The following is an 18,740-nucleotide window of genomic DNA, read 5'->3' as shown; positions in this document are numbered from 1 at the left end:
CCCACCCGTGGCCCCGAGCCGCAAGGCCGTTCCGCCGGTCGGCACCATCACCCGCGGCACCACGGGCGTCAACCGCCTACGCCGCAGCGACCGCTGGCTCGTCAACGACGAACTCGTCAGCACGACACTGCGTGCGGCCACCACGCCCCTGGTTGTCGACCTCGGCTACGGCGCCGCCCCCTGGACCACCTTCGAGCTGGCCGCCCGGTTGCGCACCGTCCGCCCCGACCTCGAGGTGGTCGGTCTCGAAATCGACCCGGCCCGCGTCGTCGAACCCCGCGACGGCGTCCGCTTCGCCCGTGGCGGCTTCGAACTGGCCGGTCTGCGACCGACCCTCGTCCGCGCGTTCAACGTCCTGCGCCAATACCCCGAGGACGCCGTCCCCGACGCGTGGTCCCGAATCCAGTCCAATCTGGCTCCCGACGGCCTGCTCGTCGACGGCACCTGCGATGAACTCGGCCGCCGCTGCGCCTGGGTGCTGCTCGACCGCCACCGCCCGCTGTCCCTGACGCTGGCCTGGGATCCCTTCACCGTCGACCGACCCTCCGACATCGCCGAGCGCCTGCCGAAAGCGTTGATCCACCGCAACATTGCCGGTGAACGTATCCACACCCTGCTCACCGCGGCCGACCAGGCCTGGGAGCGATCCGCGGCCATGGCGCCGTACGGCCCCCGCGTCCGCTGGCGAGAAGCTGCGCAGATGTTGCGCGCCAACGGTTTCCCCCTGCGCCCGTATCACCGGCGAATGCGCGACTGCGTGCTGTCGGTCCCCTGGGACGTCGTCGCCCCGTCACACCCGGCTTAACGCCCGCCGCACCCGCGTCGACGCGCGCGGCGCCAATTGCTGCCCACCCCACCAGATCTCGTCGGTATCGCACCGGTGGATCGCCACCGCGTCGGCCACCACCTCGTCCAATGCCGACTGCGAGATCTCGGTCTCGGCCAGATCGAGGACCGTCCGCACCGGCGTCGTCACCAGAAACGGCCCGGCCGACTCCACGTCCGCCCCGCAGAGCTTGCGTCGGGTCAGCACCAGCCGCGGCGTCACGGGCGGGCGACCCGCCGACACCGACAGATGCAGAAATCGCGGTTGCAACCTGCCGAGCCCATGGAGTTCGGCCGCACTCTGATACGACACCGCCGCCGCGCCGTCGAACCACGCCGCCCACATCGCGTACTCGTCCAGCGGACCCACCCGCCACTGCCCCAGCCGCATCATCCCGACCCCGGCCCTGGTCACCGACCCGTCTCCCAAAGCCGCCCTGACCTGCGATTCGCAGCCGGTACGCAACACCTGACGCGTGGTGAAGAAGCCCGCGTGCCGCCCGGCGAGGCGCCGCAGCACCCGCCACCGATGATCCGCTGTCCCCGCCACCCGGCGCGCGTCCTCGCCAGTCATGGGTCCAGGTTACGCCCGGCCCAGTGTGCCAGGTCACATTTTGCTGTGAAGGCTTTCACCACGTCCTCAGAGCGGACACAGAAAGATCGGGAAGAATCCGATGCCATGACCACACAGAACTCCCCACGCCCCAGGATCGGTCGGCGCTCTCTGGTGATCGCGTTGGCCGTGGTCGCAGCTCTACTCGTCGCGGCCATCGCCGGAACCGAAGCCTATGCCCGGCACAAGATCTCGAGCTGCATCAGCGGCGCGTTCGAGCAGCAGATGGGCTCGAGCATCGACGTGGGCTTCGGCCTGCGCCCGATCCTGCTGTCGTATGCGGACGGCAAGGTCGGCACGATCACCGTCGACAGCGAGGACAACCAGTTCGGCCCCGCTGTCGGAATGGTCGTGCACGCGAAATTCAACGACATCGAACTCGTCGACCGCGGCCGAGGCGGCGGCACCATCGACAGCTCCACCGCCGATGTGACCTGGAACAACGACGGCATCCGCGAGACCCTCGGCACCATGGTCAGCGGCGTGAGCTCGTCGGCGAGCACCGGAGTGCTGACTCTCGATGTACTCGGCGGCCTCGCCCAACTGGAGGTGCAGCCGCTGGTCCGCGACGGCAACATCGTCGTGGAGACGAAGTCGGCGCAGCTACTCGGCATCGGCCTGCCCACCGACCTCGTGCAGGGCATCGTCGAGACCTTCACCCAGAGCTTGCAGAGCTATCCGCTCGGCCTGCGCGCGCAGGAGGTCAAGGTCACCGATGACGGTGTGAACGTGCACCTTTCAGGTGGCAAGACCGCACTCGAGAGCGCCCCGTCCGGCCAGCAGTCCGAGTTCACCTGCTGATCCTGCGAGGCGGTGACTACTCGGGAAATCCGGCGAGGACGGCGGCCGATTTCGACAACCCGAGCCGCGTAGCCCCGGCTTCGATCATCGCGGCGGCGTCCTCGGCGGTGCGGATTCCGCCGCTGGCCTTCACCCCGAGCCGCCCGCCCACGGTCTCTGCCATCAACCGCACCGCGTGCACGCTCGCACCGCCCGCCGGATGAAAACCGGTGGAGGTCTTCACGAAATCGGCGCCCGCCTGCTCGGCCGCCCGGCACGCGCCGACGATCGCCTCGTCGGTGAGTGCGGCCGATTCGATGATCACCTTGAGCACGGCCCGTTCCCTGGTCGCCTCACGCACGGTGATGATGTCGGCGAGGACGGCATTGAAGTCACCGGCCAGCGCGGCGCCCACGTCGATCACCATATCGACCTCGGCGGCCCCCTGATCCACGGCCAGCCGCGCCTCGGCGCCCTTCACCAGCGAGTGGTGTTTGCCGGACGGGAAGCCCGCGACGGTGGCCACCACCAGCCCCGGCGCGCGCACCGGCAGCATCGAGGGCGACAGACAGATCGCGTACACCCCGAGTTTGCGCGCGTCGGCGATCAACGCGTCGACCTCGGCCGGCGTGGCTTCCGGAGCGAGCAGGGTGTGGTCGATCATGTCGGCCACGGCGGCCCGGGTCAGCGGCGCGGAAGTCATTTGCCGAGCATGGCATACGCGCGGCACCGTCCGGCGCAGAGGGCATCGACGTATCCGGACATCGGCGACCGCACATCATTGCGCTCCCCTACCCAAATCCTGGAGACTTAAGCCTGTGCTGATCCGTCGCGAGACCCCAGCGGACGCGGTGGCGATCGCCGCGATTCACCGCGCCGCCTTCGCCCCGCATTACGCGGGCGATCCGGCCGTCACCGAACCACCCGAACCCGCCCTCGTCGAAATGCTACGCACCGACGAGTCGTGGATGCCGACGCTGTCACTGGTCGCGCTCGAATACGACACCGTCGTGGGGCACATCTGTCTCACCAGAGCTGGTATCGGGCCGTTCCCCGTGCTGGCGCTCGGCCCGCTCGGCGTCGATCCGGAGAACCAGAAGTCCGGCGTCGGCTCGGCGCTGGTCCACGCCGCCCTCGGCGCCGCCGATGCCCTCGACGAATCGGTCGTCGGCCTGGTCGGCGACCCCGACTACTACGCCCGCTTCGGTTTCGTCCCCGGCGCGCGCCTCGGCATCGTGCCCGACGAGGCCGAATGGGGGCCGCACTTCCAGGTCCGCCCGCTCACGGCCTACGACTCCGCCGTCACCGGCGAATTCCGTTACGCCGCACCGTTCTACGACCTGTAGATCACTCGAAGACGACCGTGCGCCGACCGTGCACGAGCACCCGGCCCTCGAGGTGCCAGCGCAGCCCGCGCGCGAGCACGACCCGCTCGATGTCACGGCCCTGGCGCACCATGTCGCGCACGTCGTCGGCGTGATCGACCCGGATCACGTCCTGCTCGATGATGGGCCCGGCGTCCAGCTCGGCGGTGACGTAGTGGCAGGTCGCCCCGATCAGCTTCACCCCGCGCGCGTACGCCTGGTGATAGGGCCGCGCGCCGACGAACGAGGGCAGGAAGCTGTGATGGATATTGAGCGCCCGCCCGGCCCAGTACTCGCACAGCTCGGCGGGTAGCACCTGCATGAACCGGGCGAGCACCACCGCGTGCGGATCATGGGAGTCGACGAGTGCGCGCACCTGCTCGAAGGCCGGACCGCGCTCGGCCGGGTCCTTCGGGAACGGCACGTAGTGAAATTTCACCCCGTGCGCCTCGGTCATCCCCGCGAGGTCGGGATGGTTGCCGATCACGGCCTCGATGGTCGCGGGCAGCTCACCGGCCTGCGCGCGTCCGAGCAGGTCGTGCAGGCAGTGCCCGTCCTTGCTCACCAGCAGCACCGCCCGCCGCGGCGCACCGGAATCGTGGAGCTGCCAATCGGTCTCGGGACCGAACTCGGCGGCCACCTCGGCGAAGCGCTCCCGGAGCTCGTCGATGGAGAACGGCACCGTCGAGGCCTTCACGGCCTGCCGGGTGAAGAACCACCCGATGTCACCGTCGGAGTGGTACCCGGCCTCCACGATCGAGCCGCCGAATTCGGCGATGAACGAGGAGATCCGGGCGATGACGCCCGGCCGGTCCGGGCAGCCGAGGGTCAGCACGAACCGACGGTCGTCCGAGGTCACAGCGGTAGAACTCATCCGCCGATTCTCGCAGGCGATCAGGCCAGGGCGCGCACGGGCTCGCGGACGGCGGAGAGTACCTGGGCCACTTCGGCATTGAACAGGTCGAAGCGTTCGACGTTGCCGAGATGCCCGGTCGGCAGCACCTTGAACCCGGCGAGCGTGCCCGCTTCCGCCAGCAGCGCGGCCAGGCGTTCGGCGTGGATCGCGGGGGTCATGTCGTCGCGGTCGCCGGCGAGCACGGTGGTCGGGACCGAGAAGTTCTTCGCGTCGTCGCCCAGGTGCAGCGCGGTGAGCAGGAACCCGTAGCGCGAACGCGTCATCATCGGACAGCCGCGCACCACCGACAGCGCGTAGTCCAGCTTCTCGCGCGAGGTGTCGAGGGTCATCACCTGACGGGCGAAGATCCAGCGCACCGGCTTGATCGGCGGGAACACCACCGGGGTGCCGAGGATCAGCCTGCCGAGCCAGTCCGGCGTCGGCATCGACCGGCCGCGCAGAATCCGCAGCGGCACGTTGAGACCGGGAACCATGGTCGACACCTCGACCAGCGAGTGCGCACCGGTATTGGTGAGGATCACCGCGGCGGCCTGCTCGGCGACACGCTCGGGGTAGCGGCCCGCCCAGGCGATGAGTGTCATCCCGCCCATGCTGTGCCCGGCCAGCACCGCGCGCTGCCCCGGCAGCAATACGGCGTCGAGCACGTCACACAGGTCGTCGGCGAGCAGATTCGTGCTCGGGCGGGCGTACCCGTTGGTGCTCTCGCCGTGTCCGCGCTGGTCGTAGGCGACCACGCGGTACTCGCCGGCGAAGGCGTTGATCTGGGCGTTCCAGTACTCGAGCGAGCACGTCCAGCCGTGGGCGAACACGATGACGGGCGCGTCGACCGGTCCGTAGGCGTGCACCCGCAGGCGGGCGCCATCGGCGGTGACCACCGGAATCACGTCGTAGGGCATCCGCGGCGGATCGAAGGCCGCGATCCCGTGCGTCCGTGTCCGCAGGTCGGCCCGGTGAGCCGCGAGGGTGGTCTCGACCACGGTGGATACCCGGCTGACCAGGTTCACCAGAGCCGTCGGCAACTTTGCGCGCATCGGCACACTCCTTTGTGTTACTGCTAGATACAGTAACACCGCGTACCACTCACCCGCGAGCCCTTCGAGGGGGCTATTTACCAGCGCGGGCCGCGCTGCACCTCATCGACCTTCGGACGCACGTCGGCCAGGTACACACCGGTCGCGATGATCGCGATGAACGACAGCATCCCCAGCCCGCCGATGCCGATCAGCAGGAACACCAGCGCACCGCCGAGAATGGCCAGCCAGATGGGCTTGGTCATCTTGTCGACGGCGGTGAAGGCATCCGAACGCTGGCGCACAGCGTGAATGAGCGCGAACACCGTCGCGCCGAAGGCGCCGATCCACAGGATCAGCAGAATCAGCGAGGTCATCCCATTCACCATGTTCACACCCCCATCATACGAACAGCGGCCCCGCACACACCTGGTGTAGGGGGCCGCTGTCAGCGGTGATGCGCGAAGGCGAATCAGATCTTCTTCGGCGCGGCCTTCTTGGCCGGAGCGGCCTTCTTGGCGGCCGGAGCCTTCTTCGGAGCCGGAGCCGGAGCCGCGGCGGGCTTGGCCGGAGCGGGCTCGGTGGTGACGGCGACGACCTCGGCATCGACGACGGCCTCGACCTTGTCGGCCACGGCCTCGGCCTCGGCCTTGGTGCGGCCCAGCAGGTCGTTGACCTTGGTCAGGGCGTCCTCGGCGCGAGCGGAGGCATCCTTGTAGAGGGTCTCGACGCGACCGATCTGCTCGTCGACGGCCTGGTTGGCACGCAGCCGGTCGACGGTCTCCTCGCCGCGAACGGCGAGATCGGCGTAGATGTCGAGCGCCTGGCGGTAGTACTGCTCGGCCAGCTTGCGCAGCTCTTCTGGGGTGAACTTCTCGCGCAGCTCGGCGAGATCCTCCGGCAGCTCCGACGGCAGGCCGGAGATGCGGTCGCGCAGGGTGTCGAACTGGGCCTGCACGTCGGCGGGCACGTTCGCGATGCGCTCGCGGGCCTCTTCGACGCGGGCCTTGGCATCGGTGGCGACAACGCGGCCACGAACGTCGGCGACAACGTCGTTCACGGCGGCGTAGATGGCGTCACCGGCGCCGACGGTGGCGAACAGCGGCTTGGTGACAGTGGCGGTCTTTTCGGTCATCAGTCTTCATTCTCCTGGTGTGGCGGAGTGTCAGTTGTCGTGAACGAAACGTCACTGTCTCGTTCGTTCCCCCCTGAGCCGGTTTCTTCCCCGTTTTCCCGGCGAAACGACTCATAGATTTCCAGCAACACCTGCTTCTGCCGCTCGGACACCGAAGTGTCGGCCAGCAGGGCGTCACGGACCGGGCTGTGCGGGCGCTGTTCCAGAAATCCTGCCCGCACATACAACACCTCCGAGGAAACTCGCAGCGCCTTGGCGATCTGCCCGAGTACTTCGGCGGAGGGATTACGTAATCCGCGTTCGATTTGGCTCAGGTACGGATTACTTACCCCCGCCAGAGCGGCGAGCTGACGCAGGGACACCTGCGCACCTTCGCGCTGTGCCCTGATGAAACCTCCGATATCTTGAGCCGCGTGCGCTACACGACTCTCGGGTTGGTCTGTCATCGCTCACCTTCTGGCGTTGTAAGGCCAATAGTAGAACAGGGTGCTAGCTATTGCAAGCACTACAGTTAGCACCCGGTCGGCTGACACGTACGCAGCTCCGGCTACCAGGTCGTTCAGTGGAACAGCAGCTGCGAGACGGTGTAGATCGCCAGGCCGGCGAGTGAGCCGACCACCGTGCCGTTGATTCTGATGAATTGCAGATCCCGACCGACCTGCAATTCGATCTTCCTACTCGCCTCGTCGGCGTCCCAGCGCGCGACCGTATCGGTCACCAGTGTCGTGATCTCCGCGGAGTAGTTGCCCACCAGATAGCGAGCACCGCGATCGATCCACCCGTCCACTTTGCCACGCATCTCCGGGTCGTCACGGAGGCGCTCGCCGAGCTGTTGCACATTTTCGGCCACCTTGCGCCGAAGTGTGGAATCAGGATCTTCGGCCGACTCCAAGATCAACCGCTTCGCCGCTCGCCAAGTAGCCTCGGCCATTCCGGTGATCTGCTCGCGGCCCATGATCTCGGCCTTGACCTTCTCCGCCTTGGCGATCATCGCGTCGTCGTGTTGCAGGTCCTCGGCGAAATCCTGGAGAAAGCGATCGGCGGCCTTGCGCAATTCATGATCGGGATCGGAGCGCACCTTCCAGGTGAATTCGACGAGTTCCCGATAAATTCGCTCCGACAACAATGTGTTGACAAATTTCGGCGCCCACTGCGGCGCATCGCGCACCACGATCCGATCGATCGTGTCCTGTGAGCCCAGCGCCCACTGGTGCGCGCGCTCGGCCAGCAGATCGATCAGCGGCCGCTGCCGGTTGTCGGCGATCATCTCCGAGAGCACCCGACCCAGCGGCGGCCCCCACAGCGGTTCGGCGATCCGCTTGACGATGGTGTTGTCGATGATCTGCTCGACATCCTCGTCGCGCAGGGTGTTGACCACCGCGGTCAGGATCGTCGCGCTCTCCTTCGCCACCCTGACCGCGTGCGCCGGATCGGCCATCCACCGCCCGACGCGCAGCGAGATCTGCGCCGAGTCCAGGCGGGCGGAGACCACATCGGGAGCGAGGAAGTTGGTGCCGACGAAGGCGCCGAGGCTCTCGCCGAGCTGGTCTTTCTTCTTGCGGATGATCGCGGTGTGCGGGATCGGCAGACCCAGTGGGTGTTTGAACAGCGCGGTGACAGCGAACCAGTCGGCCAGTGCGCCGACCATGCCCGCCTCCGAGGCCGCGCGGACATAGCCCACCCACTCGCCACCGCCGCCACGCGATTCGAGCCAGCGGCACAACAGGTAGATCACGCTGGCCACGACCAGGAAACTGGTCGCCAGCGCCTTCATCTTGAACAGGTCACGTTTTTTGCCCGCCTCGTCGGTCATCACCGCGAAGCCGGCGGGCTGTGCGGCGGGCTCGGTGCGCGGCGTGAGAACCGCCGTGTTGCCGGGAGATTTCTCCATAGCCCCCATTCTGCTGTGCGCGCGGCGAGTGCGCCGCCGCCAACCCCGCGTGGCGGCTCCCACGACACGGCGAACCGCCTGGTTTTCGTACGCGCGCGTAAGCACCGGAGTGTGGTAAATGCCCCAACGTGGCCCAAAGGAGCGCCACCCCACACCGGCGCGCCTAAGCTGTTGACTAAAGACGCCAACATCGATCACGAGGGGGCTGTTCTGTCCACCGAAGACCTTGTCGAGATCGGCGAGCAGTCGAGCCGAGCCAGTGTGCGCGGCGGCGGCCAAGCCGACGGCCGCAAACGTCGGTGGCGGCAGCACAAGATCGACCGCCGCGAGGAGCTGGTCGACGGCACCCTCAACGCCATTCGCGCGCGGGGCAGCCAGGCGGGCATGGACGAGATCGCCACCGAGATCGGCGTGTCCAAGACCGTGCTGTACCGCTACTTCGCGGACAAGAACGACCTGGTCCACGCCACCATGCAGCGCTTCATCGAAACCACCCTGCTGCCCCGGGTGTACGGCGCGATCAGCCTCGACGCCGACGAGTACCAGCTGGTGCGCGCCGCGATGACCGAATACGTCGGCACCGTCGACGACGACCCCGAGGTCTACCGGTTCATCATGAGCAATGCCGCGGGCGACAAGTCCTCGCTGGCGGAGTTCGAGCGGCTGTTCGCCGAGGTGGTCACCACCGTGCTCGTCGATCGGGCGGGCGCCAAGGGCATCCGCACCGAGGGCGCGATGCTGTGGTCGTACGTGCTGGTCGGCGGCATCCAGTTGGCCACCCACTGGTGGACCACCACCGACAAGGCCATGCCTCGCCAGGACGTGATCGACTACCTCACGATGATGGCCTGGAGCGCGATCGAGGGCATGGCCCGCGCGGGCGGCTCACCCGAGATCTTCACCGCGCAGCCGCATCCGCTCCCCGAGATGCCGCCGCAGACACCCTGACCAGGCTTTCCCTCCCTTCGAGGGAGCCGGGCTCGACAACGCCGCGCGGTTGGCTACGCTGAACCGAGCGGGGCGCTGTGGCTTGCGTCACCGCGGGTGGTCGTGTGACGCTGCGCGTCGACACCGCCGCGCACGTCGGCACCAACGGAGGTACCTCGATGGCGAAGAACGTGCCGACTTCCCGGCTTGCCCGCGGGACGAAGCTGGGGGCGGTCGCGGCGGGTTCGGTCATCCGCTCGAAGAAGACCAGGCTCTCGATGCGCGGCCGCTCGGAGGCGGTGCGCGCACGGATGGCCGAGGAGTCGATGATCCGCACCACCGAACAGGTGGTCATGGTGCTCGGCACCATGAAGGGCGTGGCCATGAAACTCGGCCAGATGATGTCGGTGCTGGATCTGGATCTGGTGCCCGAGAACCATCGCGAGCGGTTCCAGCAGCGCCTCGCCGTGCTGCGCAACGCGGCGCCGACCGTCTCGTTCGAGTCCATGCGCGCGGTGATCGAGCAGGATTTCGGTGCTCCGCTGGCGGAGATCTTCGCCGAATTCGATCCGGAGCCGATCGCCGCCGCCTCGATCGGCCAGGTGTATCGGGCCACCCTGCACGACGGCCGCGCCGTCGCGGTGAAGGTCCAGTACCCCGGGGTCGACGCCGCCGTGCGCGCGGACCTGAAGAACCTCACCATGTTCCGCCGGGTGCTGGCCTCGGCGATGCCGTGGATCACCCCCGCGGTGCTCGACGAGCTGAAACTGAACATGGAGAGCGAACTCGACTACCAGGCCGAGGCCGCCACCCAGGCCGAGATCGCGCACCTGTACCGCGACCACCCGTTCATCGTGGTGCCCTCCTCGGTGCCCGAGCTGTCGACCACCCGTGTGCTGGTCAGCGAGTTCATCGACGGCGACGGGTTCGACGAGATCCGGAAAATGCCGGCAGCGCAACGCGATCGGGTCGGCGAGATCATCTACCGCTTCTATGTCGGCTCGCTGTTCAGCTTCAACGAGTTCTGTGGCGACCCGCATCCGGGCAATGTGCTGCTCGCCCGTGACGGCCGGGTCGCGTTCCTCGACTTCGGGCTGTTCAACCGGATGGATCCCAAGCTGGTCGGCTTCGAAATCCAGTGCCTGCGCGCGGCCGCCGAGGATCGCGCCGAAGACCTGCGGCAGTTGATGATCGACCGCGGCGTGATCGATTCGCCCGAGGAGATCGGCGCCGAGGAATGCCTCGAATACGTGCTCGCCGCCTCGGAATGGTGTCTGGTCGACGAGGAGCTCACCATCACCCCTGAACTGGCCAGCGGCGCGTTCCTGCTCGCCGTCGATCCGAGGGCCAGCGAGTTCACCGGCATGAAGCAGCAGAACCTGCCGCCGGAGCACCTGTTCTCCCGCCGCGCCGACTTCCTCACCTTCGGCATGCTCGGCCAGCTCGACAGCACCAACAACTGGCATCTGATCGCCAGGGAATGGCTCTACGGCGATCCGCCGATCACCGAACTCGGCCTGGCCCACCGCGATTGGCTCACTACCCACCCACCGAAGCCGGTGAAGAAGACCCGCGCCCGCAAGGCGAGCGCGCCAGCCACCAAGCCCTGATCACCTTTTCGAAAGGCGCGCAATGCCGCAGCACCGCGAGTTCGACCTGATCCTGTTCGGCGCAACGGGTTTCGTCGGCAAACTCACCGCCGAATACCTGCTCACCGCCGCCCCGGCCGACGCCAAGATCGCCCTGGCGGGTCGCTCGGCGGACAAGCTCGCCGCCACCCGCGACGAGCTCGGCCCGGCCGCCGCGACGTGGGAACTCGTCGTCGCCGATTCCAGCGATCCGGCCTCGCTGGCGGCGATGGCCGAGCGCACCAAGGTCGTGGTCACCACTGTCGGCCCGTACCTGCGCTACGGCCTGCCGCTGCTCGGCGCGTGCGCCGCGGCGGGCACCCACTACGCCGACCTCACCGGCGAGCCGCTGTTCATCCACGACGCCATCGAGAAGTTCGAACAGACCGCGGTCGACTCGGGGGCGAAGATCGTGAATTCCTGTGGTTACGACTCGATTCCGTCGGACCTGAGCGTGTACGAGATCTACCGCGCCACCATCGCCGACGACACCGGTGAGCTGGAGGACACCACCCTGGTCGCCTATCTCAAGGGCGGTGCGAGCGGGGGCACCATCGACTCCGGACGCGCGATGATGGAAGACATCGCGGCCGATTCCTCGCGCGGCAAGATCCTGGCCCACCCGTATTCGCTGAGCCCGGACCGCAGCATGGAACCCGATGTGGGTCGCCAGTCCGATCAGGCGCTGGCCCGCGCCGACAGCATCGACGCGAGCCTCGACGGCTGGGTTACCACGTTCGTGATGGCCTCGCACAACACCAAGGTCGTGCGCCGCACAAACGGCTTGCTCGGCTGGGCCTACGGCAAGCAGTTCCGCTACCGCGAGGTGATGAACGCTGGTACCTCGGCCGCCGCGCCGCTGGTCGCCGCCGGAATCGCGGGCGGCATCGTGGCCGGAATGGCTTCGGGCGCAGTCCTCTCACGCGTCTCGCTCGGTCGCAAGCTCCTCGACCGGATCCTGCCCAAGCCCGGCACCGGCCCCAACGAAAAGGTCCGCCGCAGTGGCTGGTTCACCATGAAGACCTTCGCTCGCACCAGCTCGGGCGCCAAGTACCAGGCCACCTTCTCCGGCACCGGCGATCCCGGCTACCAGGCCACCGCCGTGCTGCTCGGCCAGAGCGGCCTGAGCCTGGCCTTCGACACCCTGCCCGAGCGCGCGGGCGTGCTCACCCCGGCCTCCGCGATGGGCGAGGCGCTCACCGCGCGACTGCGCGAGGCGGGCATGACCATCGAGGTCGCACGACAGTGAATCTCGCTCGCAGGACGATGAACGCCCCGGCGCTGGCGGCGGTGTACGAGCACGCGTGGCGACCCACGCTGTTCTACCTCGCCAGCGGCCGGACCACCGGCACCGACCGCCGCGACGCGGTCGACCGGCTGCGCCTGAGCGGTCCCATGAAGGTGCTCGACCTTGCCTGCGGCCCAGGCAATTTCACGCGATACCTGAGCGAATATCTCACCCGCGACGGTTTCGTCACCGGTCTCGACTACTCCGCCCCGATGCTGGCCAAGGCCGCCGTCGACAACGCGAGCCCCCGCGTCGGCTACGTCCGCGGCGACGCGCGCACGCTGCCGTTCGCCGACGGAACCTTCGACGCCGTCTGCTGTTTCGGCGCCCTGTACCTGATCCCCGACCCGCTGGTCGCTACCCGCGAGATGATCCGCGTCCTCGCCCCCGGCGGCCGCATCGCGATCAGCACCAGCTACGCCGAGGACAACCTCTTCGGGTCGGCGAGCAGTCTGGCCGCGAGCCTGAGCGGCCTTCGCCTGTTCGACCGAGACATCTTCCCGAAGCTGTTCGCCAGGGCGGGCCTGACCGAAATCGACCAGCGCGTCCACCGTTTCATGCAGTACGTGGACGCCACCAAGCCGTTGTCAGACCAGGCTTAGCCAGTAGTCCTGGAACTTCAGGAACACCAGCAGCAGCACCACCGCGTAGAACACCACCACCAGGGTCCAGCGCCATTCGGCGAGGATCCCCATCGCCCCACGCGAGCGACCCCACAGCTCCTGCGTGGTCACCGCGAACAACACCGGCACGGCCACCCACACCACCATGCAGTACGGGCACAGCGCGTTGATCCGGTACAGGCTCTGGAAGATCAGCCAGCACAGTCCGGCGATGCCGAGGACGGTCCCGATCCACAGCCCGCCCCAGATCCAGCGCGGGAATCCGATACCGACCACCGACAGCACCGCGAGGGTCACCACCACCGAGAACCCGACGACGCCGATCAGCGGGTTGGGGAAACCGAAGACCGCGGCCTGGTCGGTCTTCATGATCGACCCGCACGACAGCACCGAGTTGATGCTGCACGAGGTGACGTAGTTCGGGTCGACGAACAGCTTGAACCGTTCGACGGTGAGCGTGAACGACGCCAGCCAGCCCGCCAGCCCGGCGATCAGCAGCAGCCAGGCCGAGCGGGCGGGGGCGGTGATCACTTCGCCGCGTCAGCGATCACGGGGGCCAGGCCGTTCTCGGTGAAGATCGCGTCGGACTGGTTCAGCTGGCCGTTGATGTACACCGACGGCGTCGACTTCACGCCGCTCTGCAGCGTGGTCTGGGTGACCTGCTGGATGTAGTCGTTGTACGGCTTGTCATCGATGCAGGTCGCCACGGCCGGATCGGTGTACCCGGCATCGGTGGCGATCTGGATGAGCTCGTCGTTGCTCAGGCCCGCGCCGCCCTCGGCGGGCTGCTTCTCGAACATGGTCTGCAACCAGGACTGGTACTTGGTGGTATCGGACTTCGCCACGCAGAACGACGCGTTGGCCGCCCGCGAGGAGTACTGGTCGGTCGAGGCCTTGTCGAGGAAGGAGATGATCTGGTACTCCACGGACGCGGTGCCGTCGGCGGCGGCCTTGGCGAGTGTCTCCCCGTTGGCCGCCTCGAACTGCTTGCAAGCCGGGCACTGCAGGTCGGCGACCACGCGCACCTTGACCTTGGCATCGGGATTGCCGATCACGACCGTGCCGGTCTCGGTGACCGCCCCGCCCGTCGCGGGCAACTGCGCCGCCGAAGTAGTCGACGATTCCTTGTCGGAATCGGACTTGTTCACGGCAATTCCGATGCCGATGGCCGCGACCAGCGCCACCAGAACCGCGGCGACGCCGACCTGGATCGCGATCTTGCGCTTCTTGTCGGCCGCCTCGGCCGCCGCCAGCGGATTCCTGCCGGAGGGACTCTTGCCCGTGCTCACCGTCGTCACACGCCTTTCGCTCGTTGGCTCCCCACCGGGAACATCATGCGGGCCGAACCTGAGAGTTTCCGCAAAGCTTGTTTTCAGGACTCGTCGAGTCGGCGCAACTGCTCGGCGATATCGAAGTCGGCGGGCGGCCAATCGAGTTCCAACTGCGACAGTGCGGCGATCAGCAACTCGGTGACCGCCAGGCGCGCGTACCACTTGTTGTCGGAGGGCAGTACATACCAGGGCGCGTAATCGGTGTTGGTGCGATCGAGAACAGCCTGGTAGGCCTTCTGGTATTCGGGCCAGTGGGCGCGTTCGGTGATGTCGGAGGGGTTGAATTTCCAGTACTTGTCCGGGCGCTCGAGCCGTTCGCGCAGCCGACGCTTCTGTTCGTCGAGGGAGACGAACATGGCGACCTTCACGATGGTGGTGCCCGCGTCGACGACGTCTTTCTCGAAGGCGTTGATCTGGTCGTAGCGCTGCTCCCACTCCGCCTGCGGCACGAGCTCGTGTACCCGCACCACCAGTACGTCCTCGTACTGGGAGCGGTCGAAGACGCCGATCTGACCGTGCGCGGGCAGCCTGTTGCGGATGCGCCACAGGAAGTCGTGCTGGGACTCCTCCTCGGTCGGCACGCCGAAGGACGCGTGATCGACGCCCTGCGGGTCGACCGAACCGATGACGTGGCGCACGATGCCGCCCTTACCCGCGGTATCCATACCCTGCAGAACCAGCAGCACGCTGTGTTGTCCACCGGTGCGACCGTGCGCGAACAGCTTCTCCTGCAAGACCGACAGCACCGTCGCCCGTTCGGCCAGCAGTTCCTTGCCGAGGCGCTTGCCGCCGGTGAAGCCCGGCGTGCTCGCGGTGTCGAGATCAGCGATGCGCTGACCGTCGGCGCGCAGCGCGATCTCAGCCGGTTCGGTCCAGGTTTTCGCCATTTCCCATGCCTACCACTACTGGGTGGGTTTACCGGGCAAGCTCGACGCAATCGTTGCCTGCCAGCACTGCACGCCCGCCGGGTCGGCGATATCGGCGCTGTGCACGTACTCGGGGTCTTCGCCGGCGCCACGCTGGGCGCGGTAGTCGGCGAGCAAACGGAAAGCGACGGCGCCGAGCGGAATGATCGCGGCCAGGTTCACCAGCGCCATCACGCCCATGAACACATCAGCGAGATTCCAGATCAGGCTCACCGAGCCGAGCGCGCCACCGAAGACGGCCACCAGCACCAGGATTCGGAACGCGGTGAGCACCTGTGGACGCGTGGTGATGAATTCGATATTGGCGCGGCCGTAGTAGAAGTTGCCGATCATCGAGCTGAACGCGAGCAAGAACACCACCGCGGTGAGCACGTGCCCGGCCCAATCGCCCAGCGACGCCTGCAGCGCGCTCTGGGTGAGGTCGGCGCTGCGCCGCTCGGACAGGTCGGGGTCGGTGGTGAGAATGATGAAGGCGGTGATCGAGCAGATCAGCAGGGTGTCGAAGTAGACCCCGAGCGATTGGACGAGACCCTGCTTCACCGGATGCGAAACATTCGCTGCCGCAGCCGCGTTGGGCGAGGAACCAAGCCCAGCCTCATTGGAGAACATCCCGCGCCGAATACCCTGCGCGAGCGCGGTACCGATCCCGCCGCCGACCACCTCACGCACCCCGAACGCCCCGCCGACGATATCGGCCAGCACCCGCGGCAGGTCGGTGATGTTGAGTGCCACCACCGCGATGCCGAGCAGCAGGTACACGATCGCCATCACCGGCACCAGCACCTCGGTGATGTGGCTGATCCGGCGCACGCCACCGAAGATCACCAGCCCGAGCAGGGTGATCAGACACAGCCCCACCACCAGGGCGAACCAGTCACCGTCCAGCGCCGACAGCGACGCCCGCGCGGTCGCCACGATGGTGTTGGCCTGCACCGCGTTGAACACGAAGCCGAAGGTCACCGTGATGATCACCGCGAACGCCAACCCCTGCCAACGACGCCGCAGCCCGTATTCCATGTAGTACGCGGGGCCGCCGCGAAAGGTCCCCGGCTCGTTCTCGCGGCGCTTGTAGAGCTGGGCGAGCGTGGATTCCACGAACGCCGACGCGGCGCCGACCGTGGCCATCGCCCACATCCAGAACACCGCCCCCGGCCCGCCGACACTGATCGCGGTCGCGACCCCCGCGATATTGCCGGTCCCCACCCGCGCCGCCGCGGAGATACTGAAAGCTCCGAACGCCGACACCGATTTCTTCCCGTCGGCGGCCGTCGGCCCCTTCTCCGTGACCACCCGGAACATCTCGGGCAGCATCCGCACCTGCACCACGCCGGTGCGCACCGTGAAGTACACCCCGGCCACGACGACCAGCGGAATCAGCAGCCAGTTCCAGAACACATCGTTGACATCGACGATCACCGAGTTCAGGGTGTCCATCCGGCGAACGCTACCGCCGTCGCGCGCCGTGACCGGTCAGGCCGCGCCTCATGTTGCTCAGTGGCTGAGGGCGGAGACTATGAACATGGCGGCCACGCCGAAGAGGGTGCACAACAGGGTCAGTCGGGAGGGGTGGCCCGCGTGGGCTTCGGGGAGGATGTCGGCGGTGGCGAGGTAGAGGAGGAACCCGGCGAAGTAGCCCATGTAGAGGCCGATCCAGTGCTCCGGGACATGGATCACGGTGCCGAGTACGGCGCCTACTACGGGCGCGACGGCGTCGAGGGCCAACAGGGTGAGGGCGCGTTTGCGGGCACTGCCGTAGACGGTGGGAATGGTGAAAGTGTTGAAGCCATCGGCGAAGTCGTGGCAGATCACCGCGATCGCGACGGACATGCCCACCGCCGCGCCCGCCTGGTACCCGAGGCCGATACCGAAACCGTCCAGGGTGCTGTGAAAGATCAGGCCGCCCGCGGCCAGGAGACCGACGGACTCGAAACCGTGCTTGTGCGTACCGAATTCCTGCTCGTGGCCACGATGGATGGCGACCGCCCGCTCGATCACGTGCAGGCTGAGAAAGCCGAGGACCGCGGCGATCAACACATACGGGATACCGCGGAACATGCCGTCGGTCTGTTCGAGCGCCTCGGGAATCAGATCGAACGCGACCACGCCGAACATCACCCCGGCGGCCAAGCCGAGAACCAGGTGCTTGCGGTCGCCGATCCGCATGGCGACGAAACCGCCGAACAGCGTCGACAACATCGACACCAGGGACAACAGGATCGCCATGAGCTGCCTATTCGTCGGCGGATGCGGCTTCGGACTCGGCCTTCTTGCGCTTCTTCTTCGACGGTGGCGCGTCCACCTCTTCGGTGACCTCGTAGCGGCGCACATACGCGCCCGCGAAACCTTGCAGCGTGGCGGTGACAGGAATCGCCAGCAGAGCGCCGGTCGGCCCGAGTAACGCGGCACCCGCGATGACCGCCCCGAAGGCCACCGCCGGGTGCATGTCCAGGGTGGTCGCGGTGATGCGCGGTTGCAGCACGTAGTTCTCGAACTGCTGATAGGCGACGATGAACAGCAGGATCCACAGGGCGGTGATCGGGTCGTGCACCAGCGCGACCAGCACCGGGAGCGCGCCGGCCAAATACGTGCCGACGGTCGGGATGAACTGGGAGACGACGCCGACCCACAGCGCCAAGGCGAACGCCGACGGCACATCGAGCACCCGCAGCGCGACATAGTGCGCGATCGCCGAGCACAGCGCGAGCAGAGCCCGCGAATAGATGTAGCCGCCGGTCTTCTCGACCGCGATGTCCCAGGCCCGCAACACATGCTTCTGCTGTCTCGGCGGCAGCAGCGAACACACCCAGGTACGGAAACGGGGACCGTCGGCGGCGAAGTAGAAGGTGAACAACAGCACCCCGAGCAGCTGGAACAGCGCGCCGATCGCGACAGTGCCGATGCCCCAGACGTTTCCGGCCAGACCCACCAGATACTTCTCGATCGTGGAACTCCACTCCGAGGCGTATTTGGTCAGGTCGTCACCCGAAATATCCTGGTGGAAGGTCGAATTGACCCAGTTCACCAGATCCTGGACGTAGTCGGGGGCATTCGCCACCAGCATGGTCACCTGGTTGACCAGCAGCGCGCCCAGCGTCCACACGAACGCCACGATCACCACCAGCAAGGCCAGGAACACCGCGCCGGTGCCCGCCCCGCGCCGAACACCGCGCGCGGCAAGCCAATTCACCGCGGGTTCGATCGCGAACGCCAAGAAGATCGACACCAGCAGCACGGTCAGCAGGCCCTGCATCTTGCCGAGCACCCAGAACGCCGCGATCAACCCGGCCACCGCGAGCACGATGTACAGCAGCGCCCTCGGCAGCCAGCGCGGTGGTGTTCGCACCGACCAGAAGGCAGGCAGAGTTCTCATGTCGCCGGACCGTGCGGCAGGTTCAGCGGATTCGTCCTGGGCAACCACAGATGTCACGGTACCCAGGACGAGCGCCCACCAGCCCGTCGGCGCGCATACCGCCGACTCGGACA

The 18,740-nt window shown here is 67.3% G+C and carries 21 protein-coding genes; 7 read left to right on the top strand and 14 right to left on the bottom strand.

Annotation, left to right across the window (positions count from 1 at the left end):
• The first annotated feature begins 7 nt into the window (after nt 1–7).
• Nucleotides 8–805, top strand: a complete 798-nt coding sequence (locus NS1_RS18740; RefSeq protein WP_062986361.1) for a hypothetical protein — start codon at nt 8–10, stop codon at nt 803–805.
• Here NS1_RS18740 and NS1_RS18735 read toward each other — a convergent pair.
• Nucleotides 791–1,399, bottom strand: a complete 609-nt coding sequence (locus NS1_RS18735) for a type IV toxin-antitoxin system AbiEi family antitoxin (RefSeq protein ID WP_056814556.1) — start codon at nt 1,397–1,399, stop codon at nt 791–793. The genes NS1_RS18740 and NS1_RS18735 overlap by 15 nt on opposite strands.
• Nucleotides 1,400–1,504: 105 nt before the next feature.
• Here NS1_RS18735 and NS1_RS18730 point away from each other — a divergent pair, with 105 nt between their 5' ends.
• The gene (locus NS1_RS18730) at nt 1,505–2,239 is read left to right on the top strand and encodes an LmeA family phospholipid-binding protein (RefSeq protein WP_062986359.1); all 735 of its coding nucleotides are present in this window, start codon (nt 1,505–1,507) and stop codon (nt 2,237–2,239) included.
• Between the two features lie 16 nt (nt 2,240–2,255).
• On the opposite strand, the gene deoC is transcribed toward NS1_RS18730, so the two are convergent.
• Nucleotides 2,256–2,921: a deoxyribose-phosphate aldolase gene (deoC, locus tag NS1_RS18725; RefSeq protein ID WP_062986357.1), complete on the bottom strand. Its 666-nt coding sequence runs from the start codon at nt 2,919–2,921 to the stop codon at nt 2,256–2,258.
• A 115-nt stretch (nt 2,922–3,036) separates the two neighbouring features.
• On the opposite strand from deoC, the gene NS1_RS18720 reads away from it, so the two are divergent.
• Nucleotides 3,037–3,564: a GNAT family N-acetyltransferase gene (locus NS1_RS18720; protein WP_062986355.1), complete on the top strand. Its 528-nt coding sequence runs from the start codon at nt 3,037–3,039 to the stop codon at nt 3,562–3,564.
• 1 nt (nt 3,565) lies between these two features.
• Here NS1_RS18720 and purU read toward each other — a convergent pair whose 3' ends face one another.
• The 6 genes from purU to NS1_RS18690 all read right to left on the bottom strand — a co-directional run bounded on the left by purU (nt 3,566) and on the right by NS1_RS18690 (nt 8,456).
• On the bottom strand, nt 3,566–4,456 hold the full coding sequence (gene purU, locus NS1_RS18715) for a formyltetrahydrofolate deformylase (RefSeq protein WP_056814567.1): 891 nt from the start codon (nt 4,454–4,456) through the stop codon (nt 3,566–3,568).
• A 20-nt stretch (nt 4,457–4,476) separates the two neighbouring features.
• The gene (locus NS1_RS18710) at nt 4,477–5,529 is read right to left on the bottom strand and encodes an alpha/beta fold hydrolase (RefSeq protein WP_062986354.1); all 1,053 of its coding nucleotides are present in this window, start codon (nt 5,527–5,529) and stop codon (nt 4,477–4,479) included.
• A gap of 77 nt (nt 5,530–5,606) precedes the next feature.
• The gene (locus tag NS1_RS18705) at nt 5,607–5,897 is read right to left on the bottom strand and encodes a DUF2516 family protein (protein ID WP_056814570.1); all 291 of its coding nucleotides are present in this window, start codon (nt 5,895–5,897) and stop codon (nt 5,607–5,609) included.
• Between the two features lie 83 nt (nt 5,898–5,980).
• Entirely contained in the window at nt 5,981–6,643 is a 663-nt protein-coding gene (locus NS1_RS18700; RefSeq protein WP_062986352.1) for a hypothetical protein, read from the bottom strand.
• The gene (locus tag NS1_RS18695) at nt 6,643–7,089 is read right to left on the bottom strand and encodes a helix-turn-helix domain-containing protein (protein WP_056814574.1); all 447 of its coding nucleotides are present in this window, start codon (nt 7,087–7,089) and stop codon (nt 6,643–6,645) included. The genes NS1_RS18700 and NS1_RS18695 overlap by 1 nt, the downstream gene beginning before the upstream one ends.
• Nucleotides 7,090–7,202: 113 nt before the next feature.
• Nucleotides 7,203–8,456, bottom strand: coding sequence for a DUF445 domain-containing protein (locus NS1_RS18690; protein ID WP_056816234.1), 1,254 nt, complete (start codon nt 8,454–8,456; stop codon nt 7,203–7,205).
• A gap of 339 nt (nt 8,457–8,795) precedes the next feature.
• Here NS1_RS18690 and NS1_RS18685 point away from each other — a divergent pair, with 339 nt between their 5' ends.
• The 4 genes from NS1_RS18685 to NS1_RS18670 all read left to right on the top strand — a co-directional run bounded on the left by NS1_RS18685 (nt 8,796) and on the right by NS1_RS18670 (nt 12,979).
• Nucleotides 8,796–9,482, top strand: coding sequence for a TetR/AcrR family transcriptional regulator (locus tag NS1_RS18685; RefSeq protein WP_062986447.1), 687 nt, complete (start codon nt 8,796–8,798; stop codon nt 9,480–9,482).
• Nucleotides 9,483–9,640: 158 nt separating this feature from the next.
• The gene (locus NS1_RS18680) at nt 9,641–11,071 is read left to right on the top strand and encodes an ABC1 kinase family protein (RefSeq protein WP_062986445.1); all 1,431 of its coding nucleotides are present in this window, start codon (nt 9,641–9,643) and stop codon (nt 11,069–11,071) included.
• A gap of 22 nt (nt 11,072–11,093) precedes the next feature.
• Nucleotides 11,094–12,338, top strand: a complete 1,245-nt coding sequence (locus tag NS1_RS18675) for a saccharopine dehydrogenase family protein (protein ID WP_062986349.1) — start codon at nt 11,094–11,096, stop codon at nt 12,336–12,338.
• The gene (locus NS1_RS18670) at nt 12,335–12,979 is read left to right on the top strand and encodes a class I SAM-dependent methyltransferase (protein ID WP_062986340.1); all 645 of its coding nucleotides are present in this window, start codon (nt 12,335–12,337) and stop codon (nt 12,977–12,979) included. The genes NS1_RS18675 and NS1_RS18670 overlap by 4 nt, the downstream gene beginning before the upstream one ends.
• Here the strand turns inward: NS1_RS18670 and NS1_RS18665 are convergent.
• From NS1_RS18665 to NS1_RS18640, 6 genes are all read right to left on the bottom strand, one after another.
• A complete protein-coding gene (locus NS1_RS18665) occupies nt 12,965–13,528 on the bottom strand; it encodes a vitamin K epoxide reductase family protein (RefSeq protein ID WP_370585371.1) in 564 nt (187 codons plus the stop codon). The genes NS1_RS18670 and NS1_RS18665 overlap by 15 nt on opposite strands.
• The gene (locus tag NS1_RS18660) at nt 13,528–14,289 is read right to left on the bottom strand and encodes a DsbA family protein (protein ID WP_255284591.1); all 762 of its coding nucleotides are present in this window, start codon (nt 14,287–14,289) and stop codon (nt 13,528–13,530) included. The genes NS1_RS18665 and NS1_RS18660 overlap by 1 nt, the downstream gene beginning before the upstream one ends.
• A gap of 83 nt (nt 14,290–14,372) precedes the next feature.
• Nucleotides 14,373–15,218, bottom strand: coding sequence for a PPK2 family polyphosphate kinase (locus NS1_RS18655; RefSeq protein WP_062986334.1), 846 nt, complete (start codon nt 15,216–15,218; stop codon nt 14,373–14,375).
• Between the two features lie 15 nt (nt 15,219–15,233).
• The gene (locus NS1_RS18650; RefSeq protein WP_062986333.1) at nt 15,234–16,691 is read right to left on the bottom strand and encodes an alanine/glycine:cation symporter family protein; all 1,458 of its coding nucleotides are present in this window, start codon (nt 16,689–16,691) and stop codon (nt 15,234–15,236) included.
• Between the two features lie 57 nt (nt 16,692–16,748).
• Nucleotides 16,749–17,480 carry a ZIP family metal transporter gene (locus NS1_RS18645; RefSeq protein WP_062986331.1) on the bottom strand — a complete coding sequence of 244 codons (732 nt, stop codon included), beginning with the start codon at nt 17,478–17,480 and terminating at the stop codon, nt 16,749–16,751.
• 7 nt (nt 17,481–17,487) lie between these two features.
• Nucleotides 17,488–18,627 carry an AI-2E family transporter gene (locus NS1_RS18640; protein ID WP_062986329.1) on the bottom strand — a complete coding sequence of 380 codons (1,140 nt, stop codon included), beginning with the start codon at nt 18,625–18,627 and terminating at the stop codon, nt 17,488–17,490.
• Nucleotides 18,628–18,740: the final 113 nt, after the last annotated feature.

This window comes from Nocardia salmonicida NBRC 13393 (assembly GCF_001613085.1).
GTDB lineage: Bacteria > Actinomycetota > Actinomycetes > Mycobacteriales > Mycobacteriaceae > Nocardia > Nocardia salmonicida.
The sequence above is the reverse complement of the archived record's forward strand: the minus strand, read 5'-3'. Positions and strand labels throughout refer to the sequence as shown.